Annotated in this window: 26 protein-coding genes and 1 pseudogene; 13 read left to right on the top strand and 14 right to left on the bottom strand. The window is 33.8% G+C overall.

From position 1 onward, the window contains the following. Positions 1-277 precede the first annotated feature (277 nt). From aroC to KFZ70_RS13990, 3 genes are all read left to right on the top strand, one after another. Positions 278-1339, top strand: a complete 1062-nt coding sequence (gene aroC, locus KFZ70_RS14000) for a chorismate synthase (RefSeq protein WP_139694896.1) — start codon at positions 278-280, stop codon at positions 1337-1339. 270 nt (positions 1340-1609) lie between these two features. Continuing rightward, positions 1610-2932, top strand: coding sequence for a dicarboxylate/amino acid:cation symporter (locus KFZ70_RS13995; protein WP_139694895.1), 1323 nt, complete (start codon positions 1610-1612; stop codon positions 2930-2932). A gap of 15 nt (positions 2933-2947) precedes the next feature. Next, complete coding sequence (locus tag KFZ70_RS13990) at positions 2948-3766, top strand: sulfurtransferase (RefSeq protein WP_139694894.1); 819 nt, start codon at positions 2948-2950, stop codon at positions 3764-3766. 7 nt (positions 3767-3773) lie between these two features. Here the strand turns inward: KFZ70_RS13990 and KFZ70_RS13985 are convergent, their stop codons facing one another. The 7 genes and pseudogenes from KFZ70_RS13985 to nhaC form a co-directional block, all read right to left on the bottom strand. Next, positions 3774-4196 (bottom strand): thiol-disulfide oxidoreductase DCC family protein, encoded by a 423-nt coding sequence (locus KFZ70_RS13985; protein WP_139694893.1) that lies wholly within the window; start codon positions 4194-4196, stop codon positions 3774-3776. Then, positions 4180-4515 (bottom strand): hypothetical protein, encoded by a 336-nt coding sequence (locus KFZ70_RS13980; RefSeq protein WP_139694892.1) that lies wholly within the window; start codon positions 4513-4515, stop codon positions 4180-4182. The genes KFZ70_RS13985 and KFZ70_RS13980 overlap by 17 nt, the downstream gene beginning before the upstream one ends. Positions 4516-4526: 11 nt before the next feature. Next, a pseudogene (locus tag KFZ70_RS13975) lies at positions 4527-4771 on the bottom strand (IS3 family transposase); the annotation flags it as partial. Positions 4772-4938: 167 nt separating this feature from the next. Beyond that, entirely contained in the window at positions 4939-5196 is a 258-nt protein-coding gene (locus tag KFZ70_RS13970) for a DUF6952 family protein (protein WP_139694891.1), read from the bottom strand. Beyond that, positions 5177-5491: a co-chaperone YbbN gene (locus KFZ70_RS13965; RefSeq protein ID WP_139694890.1), complete on the bottom strand. Its 315-nt coding sequence runs from the start codon at positions 5489-5491 to the stop codon at positions 5177-5179. The genes KFZ70_RS13970 and KFZ70_RS13965 overlap by 20 nt, the downstream gene beginning before the upstream one ends. Positions 5492-5498: 7 nt before the next feature. Beyond that, positions 5499-6143 carry a peroxiredoxin gene (locus KFZ70_RS13960; RefSeq protein WP_139694889.1) on the bottom strand — a complete coding sequence of 215 codons (645 nt, stop codon included), beginning with the start codon at positions 6141-6143 and terminating at the stop codon, positions 5499-5501. A 140-nt stretch (positions 6144-6283) separates the two neighbouring features. After that, positions 6284-7768 (bottom strand): Na+/H+ antiporter NhaC, encoded by a 1485-nt coding sequence (gene nhaC, locus KFZ70_RS13955; RefSeq protein ID WP_139694888.1) that lies wholly within the window; start codon positions 7766-7768, stop codon positions 6284-6286. A gap of 97 nt (positions 7769-7865) precedes the next feature. Between nhaC and KFZ70_RS13950 the strand changes: the two genes are divergently transcribed. Next, complete coding sequence (locus tag KFZ70_RS13950) at positions 7866-8888, top strand: metal-dependent hydrolase (protein ID WP_139694887.1); 1023 nt, start codon at positions 7866-7868, stop codon at positions 8886-8888. Positions 8889-8890: 2 nt separating this feature from the next. Here the strand turns inward: KFZ70_RS13950 and KFZ70_RS13945 are convergent, their stop codons facing one another. Then, positions 8891-10093, bottom strand: a complete 1203-nt coding sequence (locus KFZ70_RS13945; RefSeq protein ID WP_139694886.1) for an aminotransferase class I/II-fold pyridoxal phosphate-dependent enzyme — start codon at positions 10091-10093, stop codon at positions 8891-8893. A gap of 154 nt (positions 10094-10247) precedes the next feature. On the opposite strand from KFZ70_RS13945, the gene KFZ70_RS13940 reads away from it, so the two are divergent. The 6 genes from KFZ70_RS13940 to KFZ70_RS13915 are packed head-to-tail and all read left to right on the top strand — an operon-like array spanning position 10248 to position 14227. After that, positions 10248-10709, top strand: a complete 462-nt coding sequence (locus tag KFZ70_RS13940; RefSeq protein WP_139695013.1) for an Lrp/AsnC family transcriptional regulator — start codon at positions 10248-10250, stop codon at positions 10707-10709. Between the two features lies 1 nt (position 10710). Continuing rightward, the gene (locus KFZ70_RS13935; RefSeq protein ID WP_139694885.1) at positions 10711-11337 is read left to right on the top strand and encodes a CPBP family intramembrane glutamic endopeptidase; all 627 of its coding nucleotides are present in this window, start codon (positions 10711-10713) and stop codon (positions 11335-11337) included. Between the two features lie 58 nt (positions 11338-11395). Next, the gene (locus tag KFZ70_RS13930) at positions 11396-11902 is read left to right on the top strand and encodes a hypothetical protein (protein ID WP_139694884.1); all 507 of its coding nucleotides are present in this window, start codon (positions 11396-11398) and stop codon (positions 11900-11902) included. A gap of 59 nt (positions 11903-11961) precedes the next feature. Beyond that, a complete protein-coding gene (locus KFZ70_RS13925; RefSeq protein WP_139694883.1) occupies positions 11962-12708 on the top strand; it encodes a hypothetical protein in 747 nt (248 codons plus the stop codon). A 17-nt stretch (positions 12709-12725) separates the two neighbouring features. Then, positions 12726-13427, top strand: coding sequence for a hypothetical protein (locus tag KFZ70_RS13920; RefSeq protein ID WP_139694882.1), 702 nt, complete (start codon positions 12726-12728; stop codon positions 13425-13427). Then, positions 13403-14227 carry a sensor histidine kinase gene (locus KFZ70_RS13915; RefSeq protein WP_139694881.1) on the top strand — a complete coding sequence of 275 codons (825 nt, stop codon included), beginning with the start codon at positions 13403-13405 and terminating at the stop codon, positions 14225-14227. The genes KFZ70_RS13920 and KFZ70_RS13915 overlap by 25 nt, the downstream gene beginning before the upstream one ends. On the opposite strand, the gene KFZ70_RS13910 is transcribed toward KFZ70_RS13915, so the two are convergent. The 4 genes from KFZ70_RS13910 to KFZ70_RS13895 form a co-directional block, all read right to left on the bottom strand. Then, a complete protein-coding gene (locus KFZ70_RS13910; protein ID WP_139694880.1) occupies positions 14211-15614 on the bottom strand; it encodes an aldehyde dehydrogenase in 1404 nt (467 codons plus the stop codon). The genes KFZ70_RS13915 and KFZ70_RS13910 overlap by 17 nt on opposite strands. 9 nt (positions 15615-15623) lie before the next feature. Then, positions 15624-16325, bottom strand: coding sequence for an RluA family pseudouridine synthase (locus KFZ70_RS13905; protein WP_139694879.1), 702 nt, complete (start codon positions 16323-16325; stop codon positions 15624-15626). A gap of 12 nt (positions 16326-16337) precedes the next feature. Further along, positions 16338-17156, bottom strand: a complete 819-nt coding sequence (panB, locus tag KFZ70_RS13900) for a 3-methyl-2-oxobutanoate hydroxymethyltransferase (RefSeq protein ID WP_139694878.1) — start codon at positions 17154-17156, stop codon at positions 16338-16340. Between the two features lie 130 nt (positions 17157-17286). After that, positions 17287-17610 (bottom strand): YbaB/EbfC family nucleoid-associated protein, encoded by a 324-nt coding sequence (locus KFZ70_RS13895; protein ID WP_139694877.1) that lies wholly within the window; start codon positions 17608-17610, stop codon positions 17287-17289. Positions 17611-17745: 135 nt separating this feature from the next. On the opposite strand from KFZ70_RS13895, the gene KFZ70_RS13890 reads away from it, so the two are divergent. The 3 genes from KFZ70_RS13890 (at position 17746) to KFZ70_RS13880 (ending at position 22432) form a co-directional block, all read left to right on the top strand. Next, positions 17746-19812, top strand: a complete 2067-nt coding sequence (locus KFZ70_RS13890) for a S9 family peptidase (RefSeq protein WP_139694876.1) — start codon at positions 17746-17748, stop codon at positions 19810-19812. 82 nt (positions 19813-19894) lie between these two features. Then, complete coding sequence (locus tag KFZ70_RS13885) at positions 19895-20932, top strand: PLP-dependent cysteine synthase family protein (RefSeq protein ID WP_139694875.1); 1038 nt, start codon at positions 19895-19897, stop codon at positions 20930-20932. 240 nt (positions 20933-21172) lie between these two features. After that, positions 21173-22432: an aminotransferase class I/II-fold pyridoxal phosphate-dependent enzyme gene (locus tag KFZ70_RS13880; protein ID WP_139694874.1), complete on the top strand. Its 1260-nt coding sequence runs from the start codon at positions 21173-21175 to the stop codon at positions 22430-22432. A 56-nt stretch (positions 22433-22488) separates the two neighbouring features. Here the strand turns inward: KFZ70_RS13880 and KFZ70_RS13875 are convergent, their stop codons facing one another. Then, positions 22489-23610 carry a GTP cyclohydrolase gene (locus KFZ70_RS13875; RefSeq protein WP_139694873.1) on the bottom strand — a complete coding sequence of 374 codons (1122 nt, stop codon included), beginning with the start codon at positions 23608-23610 and terminating at the stop codon, positions 22489-22491. A gap of 25 nt (positions 23611-23635) precedes the next feature. Further along, the gene (locus KFZ70_RS13870; protein WP_139694872.1) at positions 23636-24652 is read right to left on the bottom strand and encodes a transporter; all 1017 of its coding nucleotides are present in this window, start codon (positions 24650-24652) and stop codon (positions 23636-23638) included. Positions 24653-24742 lie beyond the last annotated feature (90 nt).

The raw sequence follows: 24742 nt of genomic DNA, 5'->3' as shown, positions 1-24742 counted from the left end.
TTTAAAAGTGATTTTTAAATATAAAGGTTATAGGGTTTGTATGAATTATTGATATGTGGAACTTTAATTTTTTAAAATATTATGGTTTTAGATATGATAATTTTAATGTAGTAGTTTTTACAAAGGTTTTTTAATCCTTTTTTTGGTTTTACTTGTATGTTTATAATGTTATTTAACAAGGAAACTAGCTAGCAAATTACTCAGGTTTTTTGAGCAATCATATCATTTCACTTTTGTATGTCTTAGAATAGATTTACTTTAGCAAAAAAAATGTATTATGGCAGGAAATTCATTTGGAAAACTTTTCACATTAACAACATATGGAGAATCACATGGACCAGCTTTAGGCGGTGTTATTGATGGTTGTCCGTCTGGAATTAAGTTAGATTTAGAAGAAATTCAAAATGAATTAAACCGAAGAAAACCGGGGCAATCAGCTATTGTAACTCAACGTAAAGAGCCAGATACGGTTAAGTTTCATTCTGGTATTTTTGAAGGAGTCACCACAGGAACCTCTATTGGTTTTGTAATAGAAAACACCAATCAGAAGTCACACGATTACTCACATATAAAAGATAGCTATAGGCCAAGCCATGCCGATTATACGTACGATAAAAAATATGGTATACGAGATTACCGCGGCGGTGGGCGTAGTTCTGCTCGTGAAACAGCCTGTAGAGTTGTAGCTGGTGCCATTGCAAAACAAGTACTTAGAGGCATTGAAATAAAAGCCTATGTTTCAGGTGTGGGTACTATGCAACTCAACAAACCCTATACTGAAATAGATTTATCTGCAATAGAATCAAATATTGTACGTTGTCCAGACCAAGATATGGCAACAAAAATGGAAGATTACATTAAACAAGTGCGTAGTAAAGGAGATACGGTAGGAGGTATTGTAAGTTGTGTAATTAAAAATGTACCTGCTGGTTTAGGAGAACCTGTTTTTGATAAGTTACATGCAGAATTGGGAAAAGCTATGTTGTCTATTAATGCCGTAAAAGGATTTGAGTACGGAAGTGGCTTTAACGGTAGTACTATGTATGGTTCAGAGCATAACGATGCTTTTAATTCAGACGGAAGTACAAAAACCAACTATTCTGGAGGTATTCAAGGAGGTATTAGTAATGGCATGGATATCTATTTTAATGTAGCGTTTAAACCAGTAGCTACGCTGATTCAAAAGTATGAAACCATTGATAAACATGGAAATCCAGTAGAGATGCAAGGAAAAGGACGTCACGATCCCTGTGTTGTACCGCGAGCTGTGCCTATTGTTGAAGCCATGGCTGCTTTGGTCCTTGCAGATTTTTATCTAATCAATAAGATTTATCAATAGAAGCTGTTTTTTGCTTTTTAAATTTGATTTCAGAGAACAGAAAGTAATGTGTTAATTGTAAACCAGAAGATTAAAAGGTGTTGTCTTTTTTGATATAACAAAAGACATAATATCAATTAAGTTCTAAGAATAATACGCTTCACTTTCTTAATAATTTAAAGGCACTTTCTACAAGTCTGCAAAAATTTATAATTCAATATATTTGTTTGGGTTAATTTGATATGTCAAGTTTATACCACAAGTTGAAACGTAATGAAATAAATAATATCTATGAAGAAACTAGCAATGCACTGGAAAATAATTATAGGAATGCTGCTTGGAGTCATTTTTGGTTTTCTAATGAATAGTGTAGGAGGTAAAGAATTCGTTATAGACTGGATTGCACCTTTTGGTACCATTTTTATAAATCTCTTAAAACTTATTGCAGTTCCGTTGATATTAGCTTCTTTAATAAAAGGGATTTCTGATTTAAAAGATATTTCAAAAATTAAATCTATGGGATTAAGAACCATAGGTATTTATATCAGTACTACACTAGTTGCTATAGTTTTAGGTTTGAGTATTGTAAACACACTAAAACCAGGCGAAGGTATGTCTCAAGATACTTTAGAAAAAATTAAATTAAAATATGAAAATGATGCAGGCGTAGCCGATAAATTAGCCAAAGCCACCGCACAAAAAGAATCAGGACCATTGCAGGCATTGGTTGATATTTTTCCGAGTAATATTTTTAATGCGCTTGCTGAAGCTTCTATGTTACAAGTCATATTTTTTGCCATTTTTGTGGGAATTTGTTTGTTGCTTATTGGTGATAAAAAGGCAAAACCATTAGTTGATTTCTTTGATTCACTAAATGAAGTCGTCATGAAAATGGTTGATTTAATTATGCTATTTGCACCTTACGCAGTTTTTGCACTCATGGCAAATGTGATTATTGCTTTTGATGATACTGAAGTTTTACTTAAGCTTTTATGGTATGGTTTATGTGTAGTGGGTGGTTTAATTTTGATGGTGCTGTTCTATTTGGTTTTAGTGAGTGTTTTTACAAAAAAGTCACCATTATGGTTTTTAAAAGAAATTAGCCCAGCACAATTATTGGCTTTTTCTACCAGTAGTAGTGCGGCAACCCTTCCAGTAACAATGGAACGCGTTGAAGAACATTTAGGAGTTGATAAAGAGGTGGCAGGTTTTGTATTACCTGTGGGAGCAACAGTTAATATGGATGGTACCAGTTTATATCAAGGGATTGCAGCCGTATTCATTATGCAGGTTATTTGGCCAGAAGGGTTAACCTTTACCAATCAGATGGTTATTATTTTAACTGCATTGTTAGCATCTATAGGGAGTGCCGCTGTCCCAAGCGCTGGTATGGTAATGCTTATTATAGTTTTAGAGTCTATAGGATTTCCAGCAGACTTATTGCCCATAGGTCTTGCGTTAATCTTTGCAGTTGACCGACCTCTTGATATGTGTAGAACTGTGGTAAATGTTACTGGTGATGCTACGGTATCTATGGTCGTAGCCAAATCATTAAACAAATTACACGAACCTAAACCTAAAGAATGGGATGACCACTATGATGAGGTTAAATAAAAATTAAAAGCTAAAATGGGTTTACAAATAAAATTAACCACACCTATAGTATCTGCAGCGTGGCTTTTTAAGAATATAAATGCAGATAATTTAATAGTGCTTGATGGCACTATAAATAAAGAATTTAATCCAGAATCGGTTCAAATACCTCAGGCTCGTTTCTTTGATATTAAACAAAAGTTTAGTGATGTTTCTAATCCGTTTCCTAGTGCTTTTCCTTCACAAGAGCAGTTTCAAAAAGAGGCGCAATTATTAGGCGTTAATCAAGATAGTGCCATTGTGGTTTATGATGATAAGGGGATTTACTCCAGTGCTAGAGTTTGGTGGTTATTTAAAGCTTTTGGTTTTGATAATATAGCGGTTTTAAATGGAGGATTTCCAACTTGGCAGAAGGCTGGTTATCCAACAGAATTTATGAATGTGTATACCGAAGGAAAAGGAAATTTCACGGCTAATTTGCAACCTAACTTTATGAAGTTTTTTGGTGATGTTAAAAAAGCTTCTCAAGAAACATCATATACTATCATTGATGCCAGGTCACAAGCACGTTTTAATTGTGAAGTTCCTGAGCCAAGAGCTGGATTACGTAGTGGAACCATTCCGAACTCCGTTAATTTACCATTTACAGATTTATTAGAAAATGGTGAATTAAAACCTAAAGTGGAGTTAGAAAAAGCATTTTATATGTTAGCTGAAAAAGATGAAGCTCTCATTTTTTCTTGTGGTTCAGGAATAACAGCATGTGTTTTGGCTTTAGGCGCTACTGTAGCGGGTTATAATAATATTTCGGTGTATGATGGTTCTTGGACCGAGTGGGGTACTTTGGTAGAGTAATTTTGTTTTAACTTAAAAATTTATCCTTCAAATTTGAAGTAGGAACCATGCAAGCATCTTGCTTACCAAACCATTTGTAACGATTTTTGGCAATAAAATCATATACCCAATTTCTAATACATACGGGAATAACTAGAAAGATGCCTAAAAGGTTAGTAGGAAACCGAAGCTTACTAGCTATGTTTAAAGCAGCTGTACTTTTGTAGTTTATTTTATGAGTAGAGGGATTGTATAGTAAAATGGAGTCTGTTTTTTTTGAATCAATTTGAAATGTTTTCAAAATTTCATATCCTGTTTTACTTTGAAGGGGAGCAAATAAAAACAAATTGTTTTTGTCTCGTTTTATAACATATTGCACACTGCTGTTGCACAGGTTGCAAACCCCGTCAAACAAAATTAGTTTTTTGTTCTTTTCAATAGCAATTTCCATGTTTCAAAGATATGAACTTACAAAGTATAAAGAAATTGGTAAAGGTCCGATTTCTTATCAAGTTGAAGCTTCTTTTTAATTGATATTTGCCTTTAAGCGCACTTTCAGGCAATACGTTTAGCATCCCGGCAATTTCTTTAGTAGGAATATCCATATGTAAAAAAGAAGCAAGTCTTATTTCTTTTTCAATCACATCACTAGCAATAAATTTCAACTTTTTATCAAAGTTATTACGTAACACAGAAATAAGATTTAAAAGCTTCCCAATCTTTATCTTCACCACTTTCTTGTTGAGTAGCATTAAGAGGTTTCCATCCATCCAAAGATGGGTAACTCAGCTTCTTTCAATGCCCTTTTTAATCGAGCTATCTCTTTTTCTTCACCGGTCATTTTAGAACTACCGCAGCCTAGAAAAAAGTTGTTACCGTAATCTTTAACTCTCTAGGCTAATGATAAAGTACTTATTAAAATATATCTAAACCTTCACGTACTTGTATTACGTTGCCTTTGGCATAGCTCAACTCCACTGCCTTGTGTTTAAATTCTAAAGTTTAATGTTTGGGTTTAGTTCTCATAATTTCTAAGATAAAAGCTAACAAACATTTTCTATCCTCTTTTATGTCCAGTTTAATATAGGAAGTCCAAAAGAACCTTCTAATATGTTTTACAACCGCATATAGAAATAAGCAACAAAAAAACCACTTCACTTGAAGTGGTTTTTTAAGCAATAATTTTTCTTTTTCTAGGTATCTATAGACCCCATAACACGTTTCATGAAACCATTTAAAGCGTCCTTTTTGGGTGTGCCATCTTTTATCATTTTATGGACTTCAATAGCGCCATACATATTAGATATCAATTCTCCAATAACATCTAATTCTTCATCTTTTAATGACGGTACTTCTGTTAAAGCTTCTAAGGTTTCAATGGTTTCAACAACAAAATCCTCGTCGTTTTCCTCAATGAATTGTGTTAGGTGTTTAATTACTGGTAACTTCATTTACTAAGTTTTTTAGAACATCAAACTTGTTGGTTTGAACTTGATTCACAAATGCTCCATTTTTAAATGTAGCAAAAGTTGGTAAGTTATCAACCGTAGCTAATTTTCTGCTTTCAGGAAATTTTTCCGCATCAGCGATAATAAAAGTGATGTCTGTTAATTCTGAAGCTAACTTTTTTACCTTAGGCTTCATAATTCTACAGTTACCACACCAAGTAGCCGAATATTGTACCACAACTGTATGGTTTTCAGTTACAATAGTTTTTAAATTATCTTGTTCTAATTCTTTTACCATAATAAATTTAGATTGTGTGAGCCGCAAGATATTCTGCAACACCATTTCTGTTAGCATGCATCGCCTCTTTACCTTCTTCCCAGTTAGCTGGACATACTTCACCTTTTTCTTGAACGTGAGTTAGGGCATCTACCAAACGAATGTATTCACCAACATTTCGTCCTAATGGCATGTTATTGATGCTTTCATGCTGCACAACACCATCTTCATCAATGATATAAGTGGCTCTGTAAGTCACATTATCACCTTCAACTTGAACGGTACCTGATTCTTCATCAAACGTTTCGCTTGTGATATCTAAAATACCTAAAATGCTTGATAAATTTCTATTGCTATCAGCTAGGATAGGATAGGTTACCCCTTCTATACCGCCATTATTCTTTGCGGTGTTTAACCAAGCAAAATGAACCTCTGGGGTATCGCATGATGCTCCAATTACAATAGTATTACGTTTTTCAAATTCAGGTAAGGCCGCTTGAAACGCGTGCAATTCCGTTGGACAAACAAATGTGAAATCTTTGGGGTACCAGAAAAGTACCACTTTCTTTTTGTTTTTAATGGCTTCTTCAAGAACGTTTACTTTAAAAGTATCGCCTAAATCATTCATTGCGTCAACGTATAAATCTGGAAATTTTTTTCCTACTAATGCCATAGTATAATATATTTATAATGTTATTAATTTTCGAGGGCAAATATAAAACACGGCATCATTATTTGATGCAAATAAAATCTTAATTTCTTATTAAATAATAGAAAATGTTTATGGTAGTTGCTAAATGAAATAATTTCAATCTATTTAGAACGGAGTTGCTTTATTTTGATTTGAAAAGCTGCGAAAATAAGCGTCATGAACGGGCTTAGCCAATTGAAAATAGCAAAAAAGAAATACTCAGCAACAGGAACACCTAATACACCAGATTGATAGGCACCACAGGTGTTCCAAGGAATAAGTACAGAGGTTACCGTACCAGAATCTTCTAAAGTTCTACTTAAATTTTCTGGAGCTAAATTTTTATCTTCATAAGCTTTTTTAAACATTTTACCTGGTACAACCAAGGCTAAATATTGATCGGATGCGGTTACATTTAGTGCTAAACAACTGGCTACCGTTGAAGCAAAAAGCCCGAAAGTTGTTGAGGCCAAATTGAGGAGTGCCTGACTTATCCTCGCAAGAGCACCAATAGCATCCATGACTCCCCCAAAAACCATGGCACAGATAATAAGCCATATGGTTCCTAACATACCAGACATGCCTCCAGAGGTAAACAAGTCATTCAGTTCTTCACTAGTGGTTTCTACGGCGCTATCAACGGTAATGGCGTTCATAACCCCTTTATATGCTGAATTAAATGTCAATTCTTGAGCGCCTGCTAAAGACACTACAATATCAGGTTGTACTATAATGGCTGCCACGCCTCCTAAAAGCGTACCAACTAATAAAGCCACTAACGGTGGTGTTTTTTTAATAATCATAAAAATAACCGCTAATGGTACCAAAAACAACCAAGGAGAAATATTGAAAGCATCTTTAATTGCTGTCAACTTACCTGAAATATTAGGAGTCCCAGTTGTATCAATAGTAAAGCCAATAATCATAAAAACAACAAGGGTAATCACAATAGTTGGTATGGTGGTTAATGCCATATATTTTATATGTGAAAACAATTCGCTCCCGGCCATAGCCGGAGCCAGATTTGTGGTATCGCTTAAAGGCGACATTTTATCACCAAAATAAGCCCCCGAAAGTACGGCTCCAGCTGTCATGCCAATTGGTATACCTAGCGTATTGCCTATACCAACTAAGGCAATACCAACGGTGGCCGATGTTGTCCAAGAACTTCCTGTGGCTATTGAAATAATGGCACTTATAACTACAGATGCTACTAAAAAAATAGTAGGGTTTAAAAGTTGCAACCCATAATAAATCATAGACGGAATAATACCACTAATTAGCCAAGTTCCAGCCAAAGCGCCTACCATGAGTAAAATTAGAATAGCACCAGCCGTTGACTTTATATTTTCAGCAACTTCATCAAGCATTTGTTCATAAGATACTTTATTAAAAAAGCCTACTATAGCTGCTATGGCTGCCCCTATAAGTAAAATGAATTGGTTACTACCACTTAATGAATCATCTCCAAAAACAAAAAAAACATTGAAAAATAACAAAAGAACCAAAGCAAATACAGGAATTAAAGCCTCCCAAATATTAAGTTCTTTATTTTCAATAATATTTTCTTCTTGTGGTGTTTTGGGTGTTATGTCTTGGCTATCCATTATGTAACTTTGAAATTATCATGTAATGTTACAATTTTCAAGGCATGTACGCAAATGGAAATAGTTACGTAATTTTACCCATGATAATTTGAAAAGTATGGATTCATTAACCCAAATTGTATTGGGAGCAGCCTGTGGAGAGGCTGTACTTGGAAAAAAAATAGGTAACAAAGCGTTACTCTTTGGAGCTATAGGAGGCACTATTCCAGATCTAGATGTTATAGTTGGTAGTTGGTTATATGGCAATGAAATAGATGCTATGCTATTTCATAGAGGGTTTATGCATTCTATTTTGTTTTCTGTTTTAGCTGCGTTTTTATTGGGATGGCTGGTCTACAAGTTATACAACACAGGCAAACGACGCCATCTTACTACACAGCACAGCTGGACGCTTTTGTTTTTTTGGTCATTATTCACACACCCCATATTAGACTGTTTTACGCCTTACGGCACCCAACTTTTTACACCGTTTACTAATTATCGTGTAGCTTTTAATAATATAGCGGTGGTAGATCCTATTTACACCTTGCCTTTCTTATTATGTATGATAGTTTTGATGTTTTTTAACCGCATCTCTATAAAACGACGTTTCATTTTGAAATTAGGCATAGTAATAAGTTCTATATATATGTTATTTACTATTGGTAATAAAATATATATGGATATAACTTTTGAAAAGTCATTAAAAAAGAACAAAATAGATTTTAAAAGGTGCTATACACAACCCACTATATTCAATAATATTTTATGGTATGGTATAGCCGAAACAGACTCTACGTATTTTGTAGGGTATTATTCATTGTTAGATAAGGAGCATATATTTTCAGATTTTAAAGCACTTAAAAAAGAAAGGGCATTGTCGCCTCGTGACTACAAGCGGGTTAAAAAGTTGGCGTGGTTTAGTAATCAATATTATAGCATATTTAAAATAGGGGAGAACACCTATCAATATAACGATTTAAGGTATCCGCTAACCATTGAAGAAAATTCTAAATCATCTGTTTTTAAATTTGTGTTATATGATGAGCAAGGCGAATTGAATATGAAACCATTTCGGCGTAATGAAGATAATATTTCGGATGCATTACGTGCGCTATGGGAGCGCCTAAAGGGAAAGTAAAATTAAGTCAATATATTAAGTTCTGCCATGCAATCTCTCATCATACTATATGTACGGGCTATATCGGCATCTAATCCTATGGAAAATCTAATTAACCCATTGCTTAAACCCATATCTTTTTGCTCTTCTTCGGGAATTTCAGAAGACGTAGAGGTGCCTGGTGCACTAAATAGCGTCTTATAAAACCCTAAACTCACCGCTAAGTAGCCAAGGTTTCGATTTTGCATCAATTCCATAAGCGCATTGGCTTTAGTGATGCTGCCAACATCAATAGTGAGCATGCCACCAAACCCATATTCTGTATTCATCATTGATTTGAACAATACATGCGAAGGATGAGACCTTAAGCCAGGATATACCGTTTTTAAACCATCTGCTTCAAATTTTTCAGCTAAATAAAGTGCATTTTTACTATGCTGTTGCATTCTAATATGAAGCGTTCTTAGGTTTTTTAAAATTGATGACGCTCTCAAACTATCCATCGTGGCCCCCAAAAGCATGGCAGCCCCGTCATTCACATGACGTAGATCATTGATAAATGCTTGCGAGGCACAAACAACACCGCCAACGGTATCACTTGCCCCATTAATAAATTTAGTTAAACTATGAATAACAATATCAGCTCCCAGTGTAGCTGGTGAAATAGATAAAGGAGAAAACGTGTTGTCTACCACAAGGGTTAACTGGTATTTTTTAGCTAAGCGCGCCAAACCTCTTATATCAGCAATTTCTAAAAGCGGGTTACTGACCGATTCACAATACAACACTTTTGTTTTACTGGTAATAGAAGCTTCTACGGCTTCTAAATTAGTAATAGCAACAAAGCTGGTGCTCATATTAAATTTTGGAGCAAAATTTTTAAGAAAAGCATACGTACCGCCATAAATAGTGCGGCTAGAAACAATATGATCTCCAGCATCACAAAGTTGCATGAGTACCGCTGTAATAGCTCCCATTCCAGAAGCTGATACATTAGCCGTTTCGGTGCCTTCCATAGCGGCTAAAGCTTCTCCAAGGTATAGGTTTGAAGGTGATGAATGCCTGGAGTATAAATAACAACCATCGGCATTTCCTTCAAAGGTGTCAAACATGGTTTTTGCAGAAAGAAAGGTGTAGGTGGATGAATCGGAAATAGATGGATTTACGCCTCCAAATTCACCAAAATACTGCAAATCCTGAATGTTATTTGCGGGTTTAAAAGCCATGATGTTGATTTTAATTTTATTCAAATGTCTTTTATATATGTGTAAAAATCAATAGTTAATTAATTTTATAAAATATTATTCTATTTAAATTTATTTTTATAGAAAATAAAATAGTATATTCAAATTGTATTCACGTCAAAAAGAAAATTTTTCAATGGTAACCTTTGATGATACCGATATTAAGCTCCTTAAGTTCTTGCAAGAGGATAGTAAACAAACTAACAAAGCACTGTCCCTTAAGTTAGGGCTTTCAGTTACCGCTGTTTTTGAGCGGATAAAAAAACTGGAACGTGAAGGTGTTATTGATGGGTATGTGGCTAAAGTGAATAAGTTAAGGCTAGAGCGCAATTTTATGGTGTTTTGCCACATAAAACTAGTGCAGCATAGTCAGGATTTTGTAGTACGTTTTGAAAAAGAAGTAAAACAGCTTAATGAAGTTTTAGAATGTTATCATATAAGTGGTGATTATGATTATTTACTAAAAGTTATCGTTAAGGACATGGAAGCTTTCAGAGAATTTATGGTAAAAAAACTAACCAAGATTAATCATATTGGTAGTACGCATAGCATGTTTGTTATTAATGAAGTAAAACATGAAACCGCTATAAATTTATAGAATGAAAGTTAGAGCGTATAAAGTATTAGAAGGTTTAATTCTTTTTGTAGTGATTCCTTTAAGCTTTATGATTAATTATTCAATATGGCTAAAATTAGGTTTGGGGGTTATTGGTTTCCTCTATGTGGTTTATGTGCTTACTGTGGTAGAAAAGTTACCACTCAATATATCAAAACATCTCAATTGGCACTTATTTTTGAAGCAGACATTGATAAAGTTTTTACTTATAGCCTTGCTGACAACCTTTTTTATTTGGTTTACTAATAAGGAGTTACTTTTTTTTGTTGTACTTAACAAGCCCAAATTATGGTTGATGATTCTGTTTATTTATACCGTATTTTCTGTGTATCCTCAGGAAATTTTATACCGAACGTTTTTCTTTTACAGATATGAGACTTTAGTAAAAAGTAAAATTGGTTTTGTATTACTCAACGCAGCTTTATTTACATTGGGGCACTTGTTTTTTAAGAATAATTTGGTTTTAGTACTTACGTTTATTGGAGGTTTATTGTTTGCAGGCACTTATCAAAAAACGCGTTCTACACTTTTGGTGAGTATAGAACATACCATTTATGGTTGCTGGTTGTTTACTGTGGGAATGGGAAATATACTAGGATTTCCGTCGTAAATTCGTGTAGTCCCAGAAGTTTTCTTTATTTTAGTATAATAACTAACACACCAAAACAATGAAAAACTTAGCTTATATCTTAATAGGATTTGCCATTGGTGCTATTTTAACCTATTATTTTTGCCCAAGAACTGTTGATACTGAAGAAGTAGTTATCACCAAACCCAAAGGTGTCATTACTGTTGAAGAGGCGACTGCATTGAGTAACAATTGGACTAAATACAGAAAAAAGGCGGTAGATTCGGCAGCAGCAAAACAAGGAAGAAGCGTAGACGACCGTTCCGTTGATTGGTCTTTAACCGATGTAGAAGATTATTTGAATTACGCCAAACAAGAATCTAAAATCTTAGGATTTGATATGACAGGTATTCGTATTTATTTAGGGGTGTATGGTAAAAACGCAGGACAAAGCAAACAGGATTTAACGACTATGTTTATAGTGCCTACTGGAAAAAAATCGCTTTCAGAAGCTAATAGTGTTAATTTAAATATTCAGGGGGATAAAACAATACCTGTTGGTCCATTAAATGAAGGTGGTGGTGGCCAAGGTGGTTATCCACAATAATTCTCAATATAAAATAACGCTATTATTTTTTTAGAACATTAAAACGGAACACAACGCTATTGGGAGGGTTTTTACTAAGAAATTATGTTTGGTTGATAAGTGGTGTAGAGTTGTTAGCAGCCTTAACAGGTTTACTCGTTCTTAAATATTATAGGCATACCTATACCAGATATTTCATTTACTTTTTGGTCTGTATTGCTATATGTGATTTTATTGGTTTCTACACTTGGTTAGTTGAACCCGATAAAATTTTTAGTTTTTTAATAGGAACCCTTATAGAGAAAAATTATTGGTGGTCTACCTTATATTGGAGTATAGGCGCCATAGTATTTTATACGTTTTATTTTGAAAAAATACTTCAAACACATGTGTTTAAAGTTACACTTAAAGTAAGTAATATAATATTCTTGATATTTGCTTTTATTTATATTGGTTTAAATTTTGATGCTTACTTTTCAAGGTTTTTTCCAAGTATTAAAGTTTTTGGAGCAGTGCTTATTATGTTATGTAGCATATTCTATTTTATTGAACTTTTAAATTCTGATAAGCTACTTAATTTCTATAAATTTATAAATTTCTACATTAGTTTTGTCTTATTTATTTGGTGGCTCGTTATAACACCAATTGTGTTTTATGATGGTTATTCTGCGTATGAAATAGGTGTTCCAATTAAAGATAGAGCTTACATCATTCTGAGACGGTATATTTATTTATTTGTTAATCTCTTTATGTATTTAACGTTTACCTTTGCTTTTATATGGTGCAGACAAGAGGCAAAAAAATCTAAAATCACTGATAAGCATTGAAGTTGATATAGGTCTTTATGAACGATTTTTTATTAGAACATTACAACGCAATTTATTCAATTTTAGAGGGTTTATCAGCTATAACAGCCTTAATATGCTACAAAAAGTATAGACTTACTACGGCAAGATACTTTATTTGGTTTCTAGTATATTTAACTATTTGCGATTATGCCAATAACTATGTGCATCATATACAAAACGGTTTTTTTTCGTTTTTACAAGGTACTAAATTGGTGCGTAATTATTGGTGGACTACAATTTATTGGAAAGTAGGGGCTATTCTCTTTTTTGCTTTTTATTATTACATGATACTCCAGAAAAAACGTTTTAAGCAAATACTAAAATATGCGGGATGCATATTTTTAGGGTTTTCAGTAATTTATATAATATGGCACTGGGAGGCTTTTTTTAAGCAGTTTTTTCCAATTATAAGTGTTTTAGGTGCTGTTATTATTTTTTTGTGTACCATGTTTTACTTTATTGAAGTTTTACAGAGTGACAAGATACTTACCTTCTACAAGTCATTAAATTTTTATATTAGTGCGGCTATCTTTATTTGGTGGCTCATTATAACGCCTTTGGTGTTCTATGATATTTATAATGCGCATTTCGATTGGAATTTTATTTTTCTAAAATGGGAAATTTATTTATTTGCCAATTTATGCATGTATTTAACCTTTACCTTTGCTTTAATATGGTGCAAACCACAGAACGAATAGTAAGTACAGCAGCAGAGCGTTATCTGTTGGTTTATATGATTGGTGTATTAGTTATAGTAACCACATTGGTTATTGTATTTTTTGTAGTGTTTCTAAAACGAAAAAATAAATTACTTCAAGACCGTATAAAACAACAGCAGGCTTTTGAAGCTGAAATTGCTCAAGCTCAAACAGAAACCCAAGAGCAAACTTTAAAAAATGTAGGCTGGGAACTCCATGATAATATTGGCCAGTTGTTATCATTTGCTAATATGCAATTGAGTATTTTAAAAATGCAAGTGCCAAATGATGTTAAAGAAAAATTCAAAGATACTTCAGAGGCGTTAAAAGAAAGCTTGGCAGAGGTTAGGGCACTTTCAAAAACACTTAACAATGATGTGATATTAAACCTAGGCTTTGAAAAGTCTATAAACAATGAATTGAATCGATTAAAAAAGATGAAGTTTAAAGGTGCTGAGCTTAAAATATTAGGGCAGACCAGAACATTTTCAAATAAAAAGCATGAAATTATATTGTTCAGAATTATTCAAGAGTTTTTATCAAATTCAGTAAAATATTCCGAAGCTGACCATATTAATATTAAGCTTGATTATCAGATTGATAACTTAGTAATTACAGTTAAAGACGATGGTAAAGGATTTGACACTGATACGGTTGAAAAAGGTTCAGGTTTGTTAAATATGATGAGTAGAGCAAAGTTAATACACTCTAGTATAAATATTCAATCTGAACCAGGAAAAGGGGTGGAACTTGTTTTAACTTATCCGTTTAATAACCTAATGGTTAGCCCAACCATCTAAATAATTTTTTAAGAACCTTGAGTTTACCATTATACGGCGCATATCTAAAAGAAGGATCTGCCCAAGTACCACGTTTTACAATAGATTTATGATGCGTAAAAGTATCAAAACCATATTTGCCATGATAATGGCCTAAACCACTGGCGCCAACACCTCCAAAGGGTAATTTGGGGTTTCCAAAATGAATTAAGGTATCATTAATAACACCACCACCAAAGCTAAAAGTTTTTAAAATAGATTTTATAAAGGTCTTATTTTTTGAAAATATATAACATGCCAATGGTTTGTCTAAATTCCAAAGGATATGCTCAATATCCTTTTCTGTTTGAAAAGATAGTATAGGCAGTATAGGTCCAAAAATTTCTTCCTTCATGATGGGGCTATCAAGTTTAGGATTGTCTATCAAGGTAGGCGCAACGAAGCAGGAATTTAAATGAATAGCTCCGCCAAATACAATATGTTGATTTTGCATCAGGTTTGCCAATCTTTTTGTGTGCACATCATTTATAATTCTTGGAAAATCTTCTGATAATTTCGCGTCTGTTCCATAGCGTTTTGTAATCTCCTGTATTAAGTTGGTGACTAGAGCTTCTTTTATTTCGGCTTTTACAATAACGTAGTCGGGAGCAATACAGGTTTGCCCACCATTAAGAAGTTTGCCCCAAACTAATCGTCTGGCCACTAATTTTAAATCGATAGTGTCGTCAATAATGCAAGGAGATTTTCCTCCTAATTCGAGAACTACAGGTGTCAGGTATTTTGCGGCCGCCTTGGCTACTATTTTACCAACTTTTGTGCTTCCTGTAAAGAAAATAAAGTCCCATTTTTGGGCGAGTAACTGAGAGGCCACTTCGGCATCACCTTCTACAGCAATAACCCAATCTTCTGGGAACACTTTTTGAATAATTTGTGAAATTAATTTTGAGGTGTTTTTTGTGAGTTCACTTGGCTTTAAAACAACTGTATTACCAGCCGCTATTGCCATGATTAAGGGTTCAAAAGCCAAAAGAAACGGATAATTCCAGGGGGCAATAACCAAAATGGAGCCATAAGGCTCTTTGTACATATAATCTTTTGAAGGAAAGCTAAGTAATGATGGCCATACATATTGGTTTTTTGTCCAATATTTTAGTTTTTTAATGACTAAATCTAGTTGAGAAAGCACCAAACCAACCTCACTTAAATAGGTTTCAAATTTATGTTTTTTAAAATCTTTATTTAAGGCATTGAAAATCAATACTTCAGAATCTTTGATTTTACTTTTTAAAGCCTTTAAATAGGTGATTCTGGCTGTGACAGATTTTGTTTGATGTGTTTTAAAGAAAGCCCGCTGCTTATTTACAATAGATTCAATATGTTCCACATAGGATAATTTAGTTCTATAAATATATCTAATTTATGCGAAACAAGCAGCCCAAAGCGGATCATTAGGTAAAGGCGCATCAATGCTAATGGCGTCTTTTTTTACAGGGTGGATAAACTCAATGTGTCTGGCATGTAAACTGATACTAGCATCCCTGTTACTCCTATCAAAGCCATATTTTAAATCGCCTTTAATAGGGCAACCAATTTCGGCAAGTTGTGCGCGAATTTGATGGTGCCTGCCCGTTTCAAGTGTAACCTCAAGTAAAACATAATGATCAAGTTTCTTTTTAACCGTGTAATGTAGAATAGCTTTTTTACTGTCTTTAACTTCCCTTGAATACGCTTTCGACTTATTGTTGTTTGGGTTTTTTTTAAGCCAATGAACTAGCGTGTCACTACGTTTTTTGGGGTGGTTTTTAACCAGTGCCCAGTAGGTTTTTTTTATGTCTTTAGATAAGAATAACTTATTAAGGCGGGGGAGTACCTTGCTTGTTTTGGCAAAAATTACTAACCCCGTGGTTGGTCGGTCCAATCGGTGCACCGTGCCCAAAAAAACATTACCAGGTTTGTTATACTTATCTTTGATGTAATCTTTAACAACATCACTCAAAGGTTTATCACCTGTTTTGTCGCCTTGTACAATATCACCTGCACGTTTATTTACAATGATGATATGATTGTCTTCGTAAAGAACCTGTAAGTTGTTTTTGTTAGATATAACTTTTTCAGACACCGTATTTACCCCTTAATATTGTTCACTTTTGTTAGGGAAATCACGCGTTTTTACATCATCAACATATTGCGCAATGGCATTAGTCATATCGTCAAATAGGTTAAGGTATCTTCTTAGAAAACGCGGGTTAAATTCATGGGTCATGCCCAGCATATCATGTAAAACCAAAACCTGACCATCAACATCAGGGCCAGCGCCAATACCAATAATAGGTATACGCACACTTTCAGCCACTTGTTTGGCTAATTTAGCAGGGATTTTTTCTAAAACAATAGCAAAACAACCTAAGCGTTCCAGCATTTTGGCATCGCTAATTAAGCGATGAGCTTCTTCTTCTTCTTTAGCACGAACGGTATAGGTTCCAAATTTATATATAGATTGCGGTGTTAACCCTAAATGTCCCATAACAGGGATACCTGCATTCAAAATACGCTTTATAGACTCTTTGATTTCTTTACCGCCTTCTAATTTTACCGAATGCGCCCCACTTTCTTTCATAATTCTTATGGCAGAACGTAGGGCCTCTTTAGGGTCACTTTGATAACTTCCAAAAGGTAAATCAACTACTATTAAGGCTCTGTAAATGGCTCTAACCACAGATGATGCATGATAAATCATTTGGTCTAGTGTGATAGGAAGCGTTGTTTCATGTCCAGCCATAACATTACTGGCAGAGTCTCCTACCAGAATAACATCTATACCAGCACCATCTACAATTTTAGCCATGGTATAGTCATAAGCCGTTAACATAGATATTTTTTCACCATTAGCTTTCATATCAACTAATGTTTTTACGGTAACACGCTTATAATTTTTTTGGGCAACAGACATTTTTTTGATTATTAAATTAGGTTGGTAAATGTACTAAATTATAAAGTGCTATAAATCTTTCCTGTTAATTATGATATTTTGAAAGAGTTGCAACACAATGTTAGTTAACGCTTGATAAATAAAATTGTATCTATTTAAACAAATCTAACCCCGGAATGTTAGGGATGCCTTCTTTAGCAACAGCAGCTATTTCTGTTTCGTTTACGCTGGTTGCCTTTTCAATGGCTTTATTTAAGGTAAGAATTAAGTAATCTTCCAGTTGTTCTTTATCTTCTAACAAGGCATCATCAATAGCAATAGATTTAATAGTTCTATTAGCGGTTAGTGTAACTTTCAGTTTATTGTCGTGGCTAGCTTGATCTATTAAAACGGTGTCTAAACGTTTTTTTGTATCCTCTACTTTTTGTTGGGTTTCTTTTAATTTACCCATCATATTCATCATATCTCCAAACATAGTTTCTATAATTTTAATTACGACAAAATTATTAAATAAAGCGATTATTTTGACTGGTTAAAATTTAAAAATCAAAAAACAGTTTAAAAATAATCTTAAACCTTATTTTTGGCGCGTTGAAAATGAAATGAGACAATGACAAAAAATAAGTTTCCTAAAGCACCAATAGCCACCAAAAAACCAAAAGAGTTAAAGATTCATAATGATGTTAGAATAGATGATTACTATTGGTTAAATGATAGAGAAAGCCCAGAAGTTATTGATTATTTAAATGCAGAAAACGCATATACCAAAGCAGTAATGCAGCATACAGAGCCCTTTCAGAAGGTATTATTTGAAGAAATGAAAGCCCGAATAAAGGAAGATGATACTACAGTTCCTTATAAGCTCAATGGATATTGGTATATTACTAAATATGAGTCAGGGAAAGATTATCCTATTTATGTAAGAAAAAAGGAAACACTAGACGCTGAAGAAGAGGTGATGTTTGATTGTAATGAGCTAGCAAAACCGCATGCCTACTTTAATCTAGGTGGCATTTCCATAAGTCCAGATAATACGATGGCGGCGTTTTCAACAGATACTGTAAGCAGAAGACAATATACCATTCAAATTAAAAATTTGGTAACAGGAGAAATTTACAGTGACAAGATATTAAATACAACGGGTAGTGCTACTTGGGCGAATGATAATAAAACGCTTTTTTATGCCAGAAAAGATGACGTGACTTTGCGGTCTCATAAAATTTTCAAACATATATTACATACAGATAGTGTGGCCGATATTGAAGTGTATCATGAAACCGATGAAACCTTTAATACCTTTGTTTATAAAACAAAATCGAAGGAATATATCATGATTGGTGCGGCAAGTACGCTATCAACCGAATACCGTTTTTTAGATGCTAATAATCCAGAAGGAGTCTTTAAAGTGTTTCAAAAACGCACAAAAGATTTAGAGTATAATTTAGCCCATTACAAAGATGAATTTTATGTGATTTCAAATGCTGATGGAGCTACCAATTTTAAAGTTTCAAAAACGAGTGTAAATCAAACAGAAAAAGTTTTCTGGCAAGATGTTATTCCGCACAGAGCTTTGGTTTTAATAGAAGATATTGAAATTTTCAAAGATTATTTGGTGGTCAATGAACGGGAAAATGGATTGAATAATATTAGAATAATGAGTTGGAAAGGAGACGAAGATTATTATTTGAATTTTGATTCTGAAGCCTATACCGCATATATTGGAAATAATCCCGATTTTAATAGCAATGAATTGCGTTACGCCTACAATAGCCTAACCACCCCAAGTTCGGTCATTGACTATAATTTTAAAAGTAAAACTTTTGTCATTAAAAAAGAACAAGAAGTTTTAGGAGGAGCCTTTAAAAAAGAAAATTATGAGTCTAAACGCGTTTGGGCCCTAAGTAGGGATGGGGTGAAAATACCAATTTCAATGGTGTATAAAAAAGGGATGATATTAAATGGCTCCAATCCTGTGCTTCAATATGCTTATGGTTCTTATGGCTCAACTATTGATCCGTCTTTTTCAAGTATTCGGTTAAGTTTAATTGATAGAGGGTTTATTTATGCCATTTGCCATGTTAGAGGAGGGGAGTATTTAGGAAGAGCATGGTATGAAAATGGTAAATTATTAACAAAAAAAAACACGTTTACCGATTTTATTGATTGTTCTAAATTTTTAATTGAGGAAAAATACACCTCAAACAAACATTTGTATGCCTACGGTGGATCTGCTGGTGGGTTATTGATGGGGGCTGTTATTAATATGAATCCTGAATTATATCATGGTGTGATAGCGGCTGTGCCTTTTGTAGACGTGGTGACTACCATGCTTGATGACACCATACCGTTAACAACAGGGGAGTATGATGAATGGGGAAATCCTAATGAAGAAAGGTTTTATACGTATATGAAATCATATTCACCTTATGATAATGTTCAAAAAAAAAATTATCCAAATACTTTGGTTACTACTGGACTTCATGATTCTCAGGTACAGTATTGGGAACCTGCAAAGTGGGTAGCTAAACTACGTGAATTAAAAACGGACGCTAATTTATTACTGCTACATACAGATATGGATTCTGGTCATGGAGGGGCTTCAGGACGCTTTGAAAGTCTAAAAGAAGTGGCTTTAGAATATGCCTTTTTATTAGATTTAGAAGGAGTTCATGGTTAATAAAAAAAAATGTCTTACTTTTGTCAGGTTTTAAACTACCACCTCATTTTAGTGAAAATGTAACGGTTTTTAAAAATGTTATATGACACAAAAAAATCAAGTATTTGATAATATATTAGACCTAATAGGTGACACACCACTTGTTAAACTTAATAGAATAGTCTCAGAGTTTGATGGTGACTTTTACGCTAAAGTTGAATCGTTTAACCCAGGACACTCTTCCAAAGACAGGATAGCACTTTACATTATTGAACAGGCCGAAAAACAAGGCATTCTTACACCGGGTGATACCATCATAGAAACTACTTCTGGGAATACAGGGTTTAGTATTGCTATGGTAAGTATTATAAAAGGGTATGATTGTGTACTGGCAGTAAGTTCTAAATCGTCTCCTGATAAGATTGACATGCTAAAAACTATGGGGGCTAAGGTTTATGTTTGTCCAGCACACGTTAGTGCTGATGATCCTAGATCTTACTATGAAGTTGCTAAACGCTTGCATAATGAAATTAAGGGATCTGTATATATAAATCAGTATTTTAATCAATTAAATATTGATGCTCATTATAATTCAACAGGACCTGAAATTTGGAATCAAACAGAAGGTAAAATAACACATCTTATTGCTTGTAGTGGTACAGGAGGTACTATTTCTGGTACGGCAAAATTTTTAAAGGAGAAAAACCCTGATATTAAGGTTATAGGTGTAGATGCTTTTGGTTCGGTAATTAAAAAATATCACGAAACCAGAGAGTTTGATGAAAAAGAAATTTATCCTTACCGAATAGAAGGTTTAGGAAAAAATTTGATTCCTACAGCTACTGATTTTGATGTGATTGATGAATTTGTCAAAGTTACTGATGAAGATAGTGCACATACCGCAAGAGCTATCGCTAAGGCTGAGGGTATGTTTGTGGGGTATACTTCGGGCGCTGTTACTCAGGCTTTAAAGCAATTAGGAGAGGAAGGTCGATTTAAGAAGGGAGATTGTGTTGTTGCTATATATCCAGATCATGGTGCACGGTATATGAGTAAAATATACAGTGATAAATGGATGGATGATCAAGGCTTTTTTGATAGTATTAATGAGGTGTCAGAAAGCATTCAATACGTAAAATAAAATAGAAATAAGCATATTCAAAAGAGGTGGTGTTTTACAACAAAAGTAAGATATCACCTCTTTTCTTATTTTATTAATAATTGGGCATTAAAAATTATGTTCAAATCATATAAATATTTAATTTTGCATCAAATAGCTAAGGGCAATAAGTTTCCAAAAAAGTGTTACCACAACACTTTTTTAAATTCAACTACTTGAACTCATCGGTCTTAGTTTTAATAGCAACAAGATTTATAATAAATGAAAGATTTATTTGAGAAAATTTACAAGGATAAGGGGCCTTTAGGAAAATGGGCGTCTCAAGCCGAGGGGTATTTTGTGTTTCCTAAGTTAGAAGGGGAAATTTCTAATAGAATGAAATTTCAAGGAAAAGAGGTGATTACATGGAGTATTAATGATTATTTAGGTTTAGCAAATCACCCTGAAGTTAGAAAAGTAGATGCTGAAGCAGCTGCTAAATACGGCTCAGCTTATCCTATGGGGGCAAGAATGATGTCTGGTCATACAGATTTGCATGAAAAACTACAAAATGAGTTAGCTTCCTTTGTAAAAAAAGAAGCTGCTTATCTTTTAAATTTTGGTTATCAAGGTATGGTTTCTACTATTGATGCTTTAGTGGCCAAAGATGATATTATTGTGTATGATGTTGATGCCCATGCTTGTATTATTGATGGTGTGCGTTTGCATATGGGTAAACGATTTACCTACAAGCATAATGATGTTGAAAGTTTAGAGAAAAATCTGGAGCGAGCTACAAAAATGGCAGAGCAGACAGGTGGCGGTATCTTGGTGATTTCAGAGGGTGTATTCGGTATGCGTGGCGAACAAGGGCGTTTAAAAGAAATTGTTGCTTTAAAGAAGAAATTTAATTTTAGATTATTTGTTGATGATGCCCACGGCTTTGGAACGTTAGGAGCAACTGGAGCTGGAGCGGGAGAAGAGCAAGGAATTCAAGATGATATTGACGTTTACTTTGCTACGTTTGCAAAATCTTTAGCAAGTACAGGCGCTTTTATAGCAGCTGATCAAGAAATTATTGATTACTTAAAGTATAATTTACGTTCTCAAATGTTTGCAAAATCTTTGCAAATGCAATTGGTTGAAGGGGCGCTGAAACGTTTAGAGATGCTGAGAACCATGCCTGAGTTAAAAAATAAACTTTGGGAGAATGTAAATGCGTTACAATCTGGTTTAAAAGAGCGTGGCTTTGATATTGGAACAACACAAAGTTGTGTGACTCCTGTGTACTTAAAAGGTAGTATTCCTGAGGCTATGGCGTTAGTAAAAGATTTAAGAGAAAATTACGGAATATTCTGTTCTATAGTAGTTTATCCTGTAATACCTAAAGGATTAATTTTACTAAGATTAATTCCTACAGCAACGCATACTTTAGAGGATGTTAGAGAAACTTTAGATGCGTTTGACGCTATTAGAGATCGATTAAGAAATGGAACGTACAAACGATTATCGGCTGCAGTTATGGCTGCAATGGGAGAATAATTTGGTATATATTAGAGATAAAAAAATCCGATTCACAACTTGTGAATCGGATTTTTTTATACTAGATTTTTTCTAAAGGTTTTTCTTCTTTTGTAAACTTCAGGATTAAAATGTCGCCATATTTTTTGAATCGCTTCATTATCTTCCAATTCTGGTGTTCTATAGCAAGTTTCAATGCCTTTTTCGTTAAATACTTTGTAATATTCATTGAATATAAGGGCATTCAAACCTTTATTTTGATAATCTGGATGTACGCCAATAAGATAAAAAACAACATTTTTGCTATTTTTCTTGGCGTCTAATATATATTTAAAACCAAACGGAAATAATTTGCCTTTAGCGCGCTGTAAGGCTGTAGCAAAATAAGGCATCACAATAGTGAAGGCTACTAGGTTTTTATTTTTATCGATAATGAATTTGATGTACTCAGGATTAATAAAACTGATAAACTTCTTTTTAAAATAAGCCTTTTGAATATCATTAATAGCAACAAAGGATGCTAATGAGGCGTATGTTTCATTAAATAAGTCAAACATCTTATCTGTATAGGGCATTACCTGCTCTGTTTTAGTAAAGTTTAAAACCTCTAATTGATACCGTCTTTTTATTAAGTCGTTAGCTTTGGTAAATACGTCAGGGTTTACGCTACTAAAATAAAATCTACTTTCAATGTATGATTTTTCTACAGCATACCCAGCAGCTTCATAATGTTTAGCATAGTAGGGGTGGTTATACCAAGTGACCATAGGAGCAACAGAGTCAAACCCTTCAGTTAAAACACCTACCTTGTCTAAATTTGAAAATCCAACAGGGCCTTCAGTGTATTCAAGTTGGTATGATTTTCCTATGCCTTCCACTTTATTTAAAAGTGCTTTTGACACTTCAATATCATCAATAAAATCTAACCAACCAAAGCGCATTTTCTTTACATTTTGGTCTTTAATTTCAAGCCAATTTACAATGGCTGCAACCCGACCAACCACCTCGTTGTTTTTATATGCTAAAAACAATCGCGCATCAGCATCATTAAACACAGGATTTTCTTTCTTGTTAAATGTCTTTATTTCCTGGCTAATAATAGGTGGTGTCCAATACTTTGAGTCCTTGTAAAGTTTAAAAGGAAACTTTATAAAAGTTTTTAAATCCTTTTTAGATTGTACTTCTTTTAATGTTATCATAATGCTTTATTGATGCTTTGTAAAATTAGTCATCAAAATTAATATCTTTCTTTTGTCTTTTATCGTTTACGGGGTTTTCTGTGGCGCTACTTTTCTTTTTACGTCCTCTTCGATTTTTTCTTCTTTTGCCTTCATCTTTAGCTGAAGTTCCATTATCCAGCTCCTTATCTTTGTGAAAATCTAATCTATACGAAGCACCTAAATTAACGCTAAAAACAGACGGTGTATCTTTCGTGTTGAATGTAACCGCGGTGTCTAACTGAAAATTTTTACCCCATAAATAAGCTCCGCCAAATCTAAATAAATTATCGGCATAAAAATCACTTTTAATGCCCTGAGTTTCCCCAAAGATAACCCATTGCGGACTAAACGCATGTGTTAATGTTAAAATGTATTGAAAATCAGATTGATCGGTTCCTATACGGTCTTTAATAAAGTTCATGACAAACACCCATCCCCCAGAAAAATTATGCTGAGTAGCCAACATCACTTTAGGACTAAATCCTTCAATACCAGGTGCGGTATAGGGGTTTGTTTTGGTGTCATAATTTGCTCCTAAATAAACGGAAACAGCGGGTATTAATGATTTCCATTTAAATTGTCTGTTAGCTTTCCAGCTATATAAATTAGGTTTGTCTTCTTCTGTATTTTTATAAGGGTCATAAACCAAATATTTGGCGCCAAAAGCGAGGTGTTTAAAATTAGCTCGATCTTCTTCGTTGGGTATGCTAGTCTTAAATGATTTTGTGTCGTTTTGGTATGTGCCCTCAATATTTATTTCTAACGGTTCTAATAATAAACCATATCGAACAGCAAAATCTACACCATAACCAGAAACCTCATAAGCGGCAGCTGGTGTACGGTCTTCTTTTATTAAGAAAGGACCAGCTTCAAACTGAAGTACATTGGTGCCTACTGAAAAAGCACTTCTGGAAGCACCTGGTCGGTTTGAATTTATAACGTCTGTATATTGGCAAAAAGCATTGATGCTCATTAAACTAAGCAATAAAAAGAAAATTTGTTTGTTTGGGGATATAGTCATAAAACTTAGGTGTGTTTATAGGTAAATATTAGTGTATAGCTATCCAAATATAGATATTTTATATTTTTTTTATAACTGATCGGTCTTTTT

Source organism: Allotamlana fucoidanivorans (assembly GCF_045788535.1).
Classification (GTDB): domain Bacteria; phylum Bacteroidota; class Bacteroidia; order Flavobacteriales; family Flavobacteriaceae; genus Allotamlana; species Allotamlana fucoidanivorans.
The sequence above is the reverse complement of the archived record's forward strand: the minus strand, read 5'-3'. Positions and strand labels throughout refer to the sequence as shown.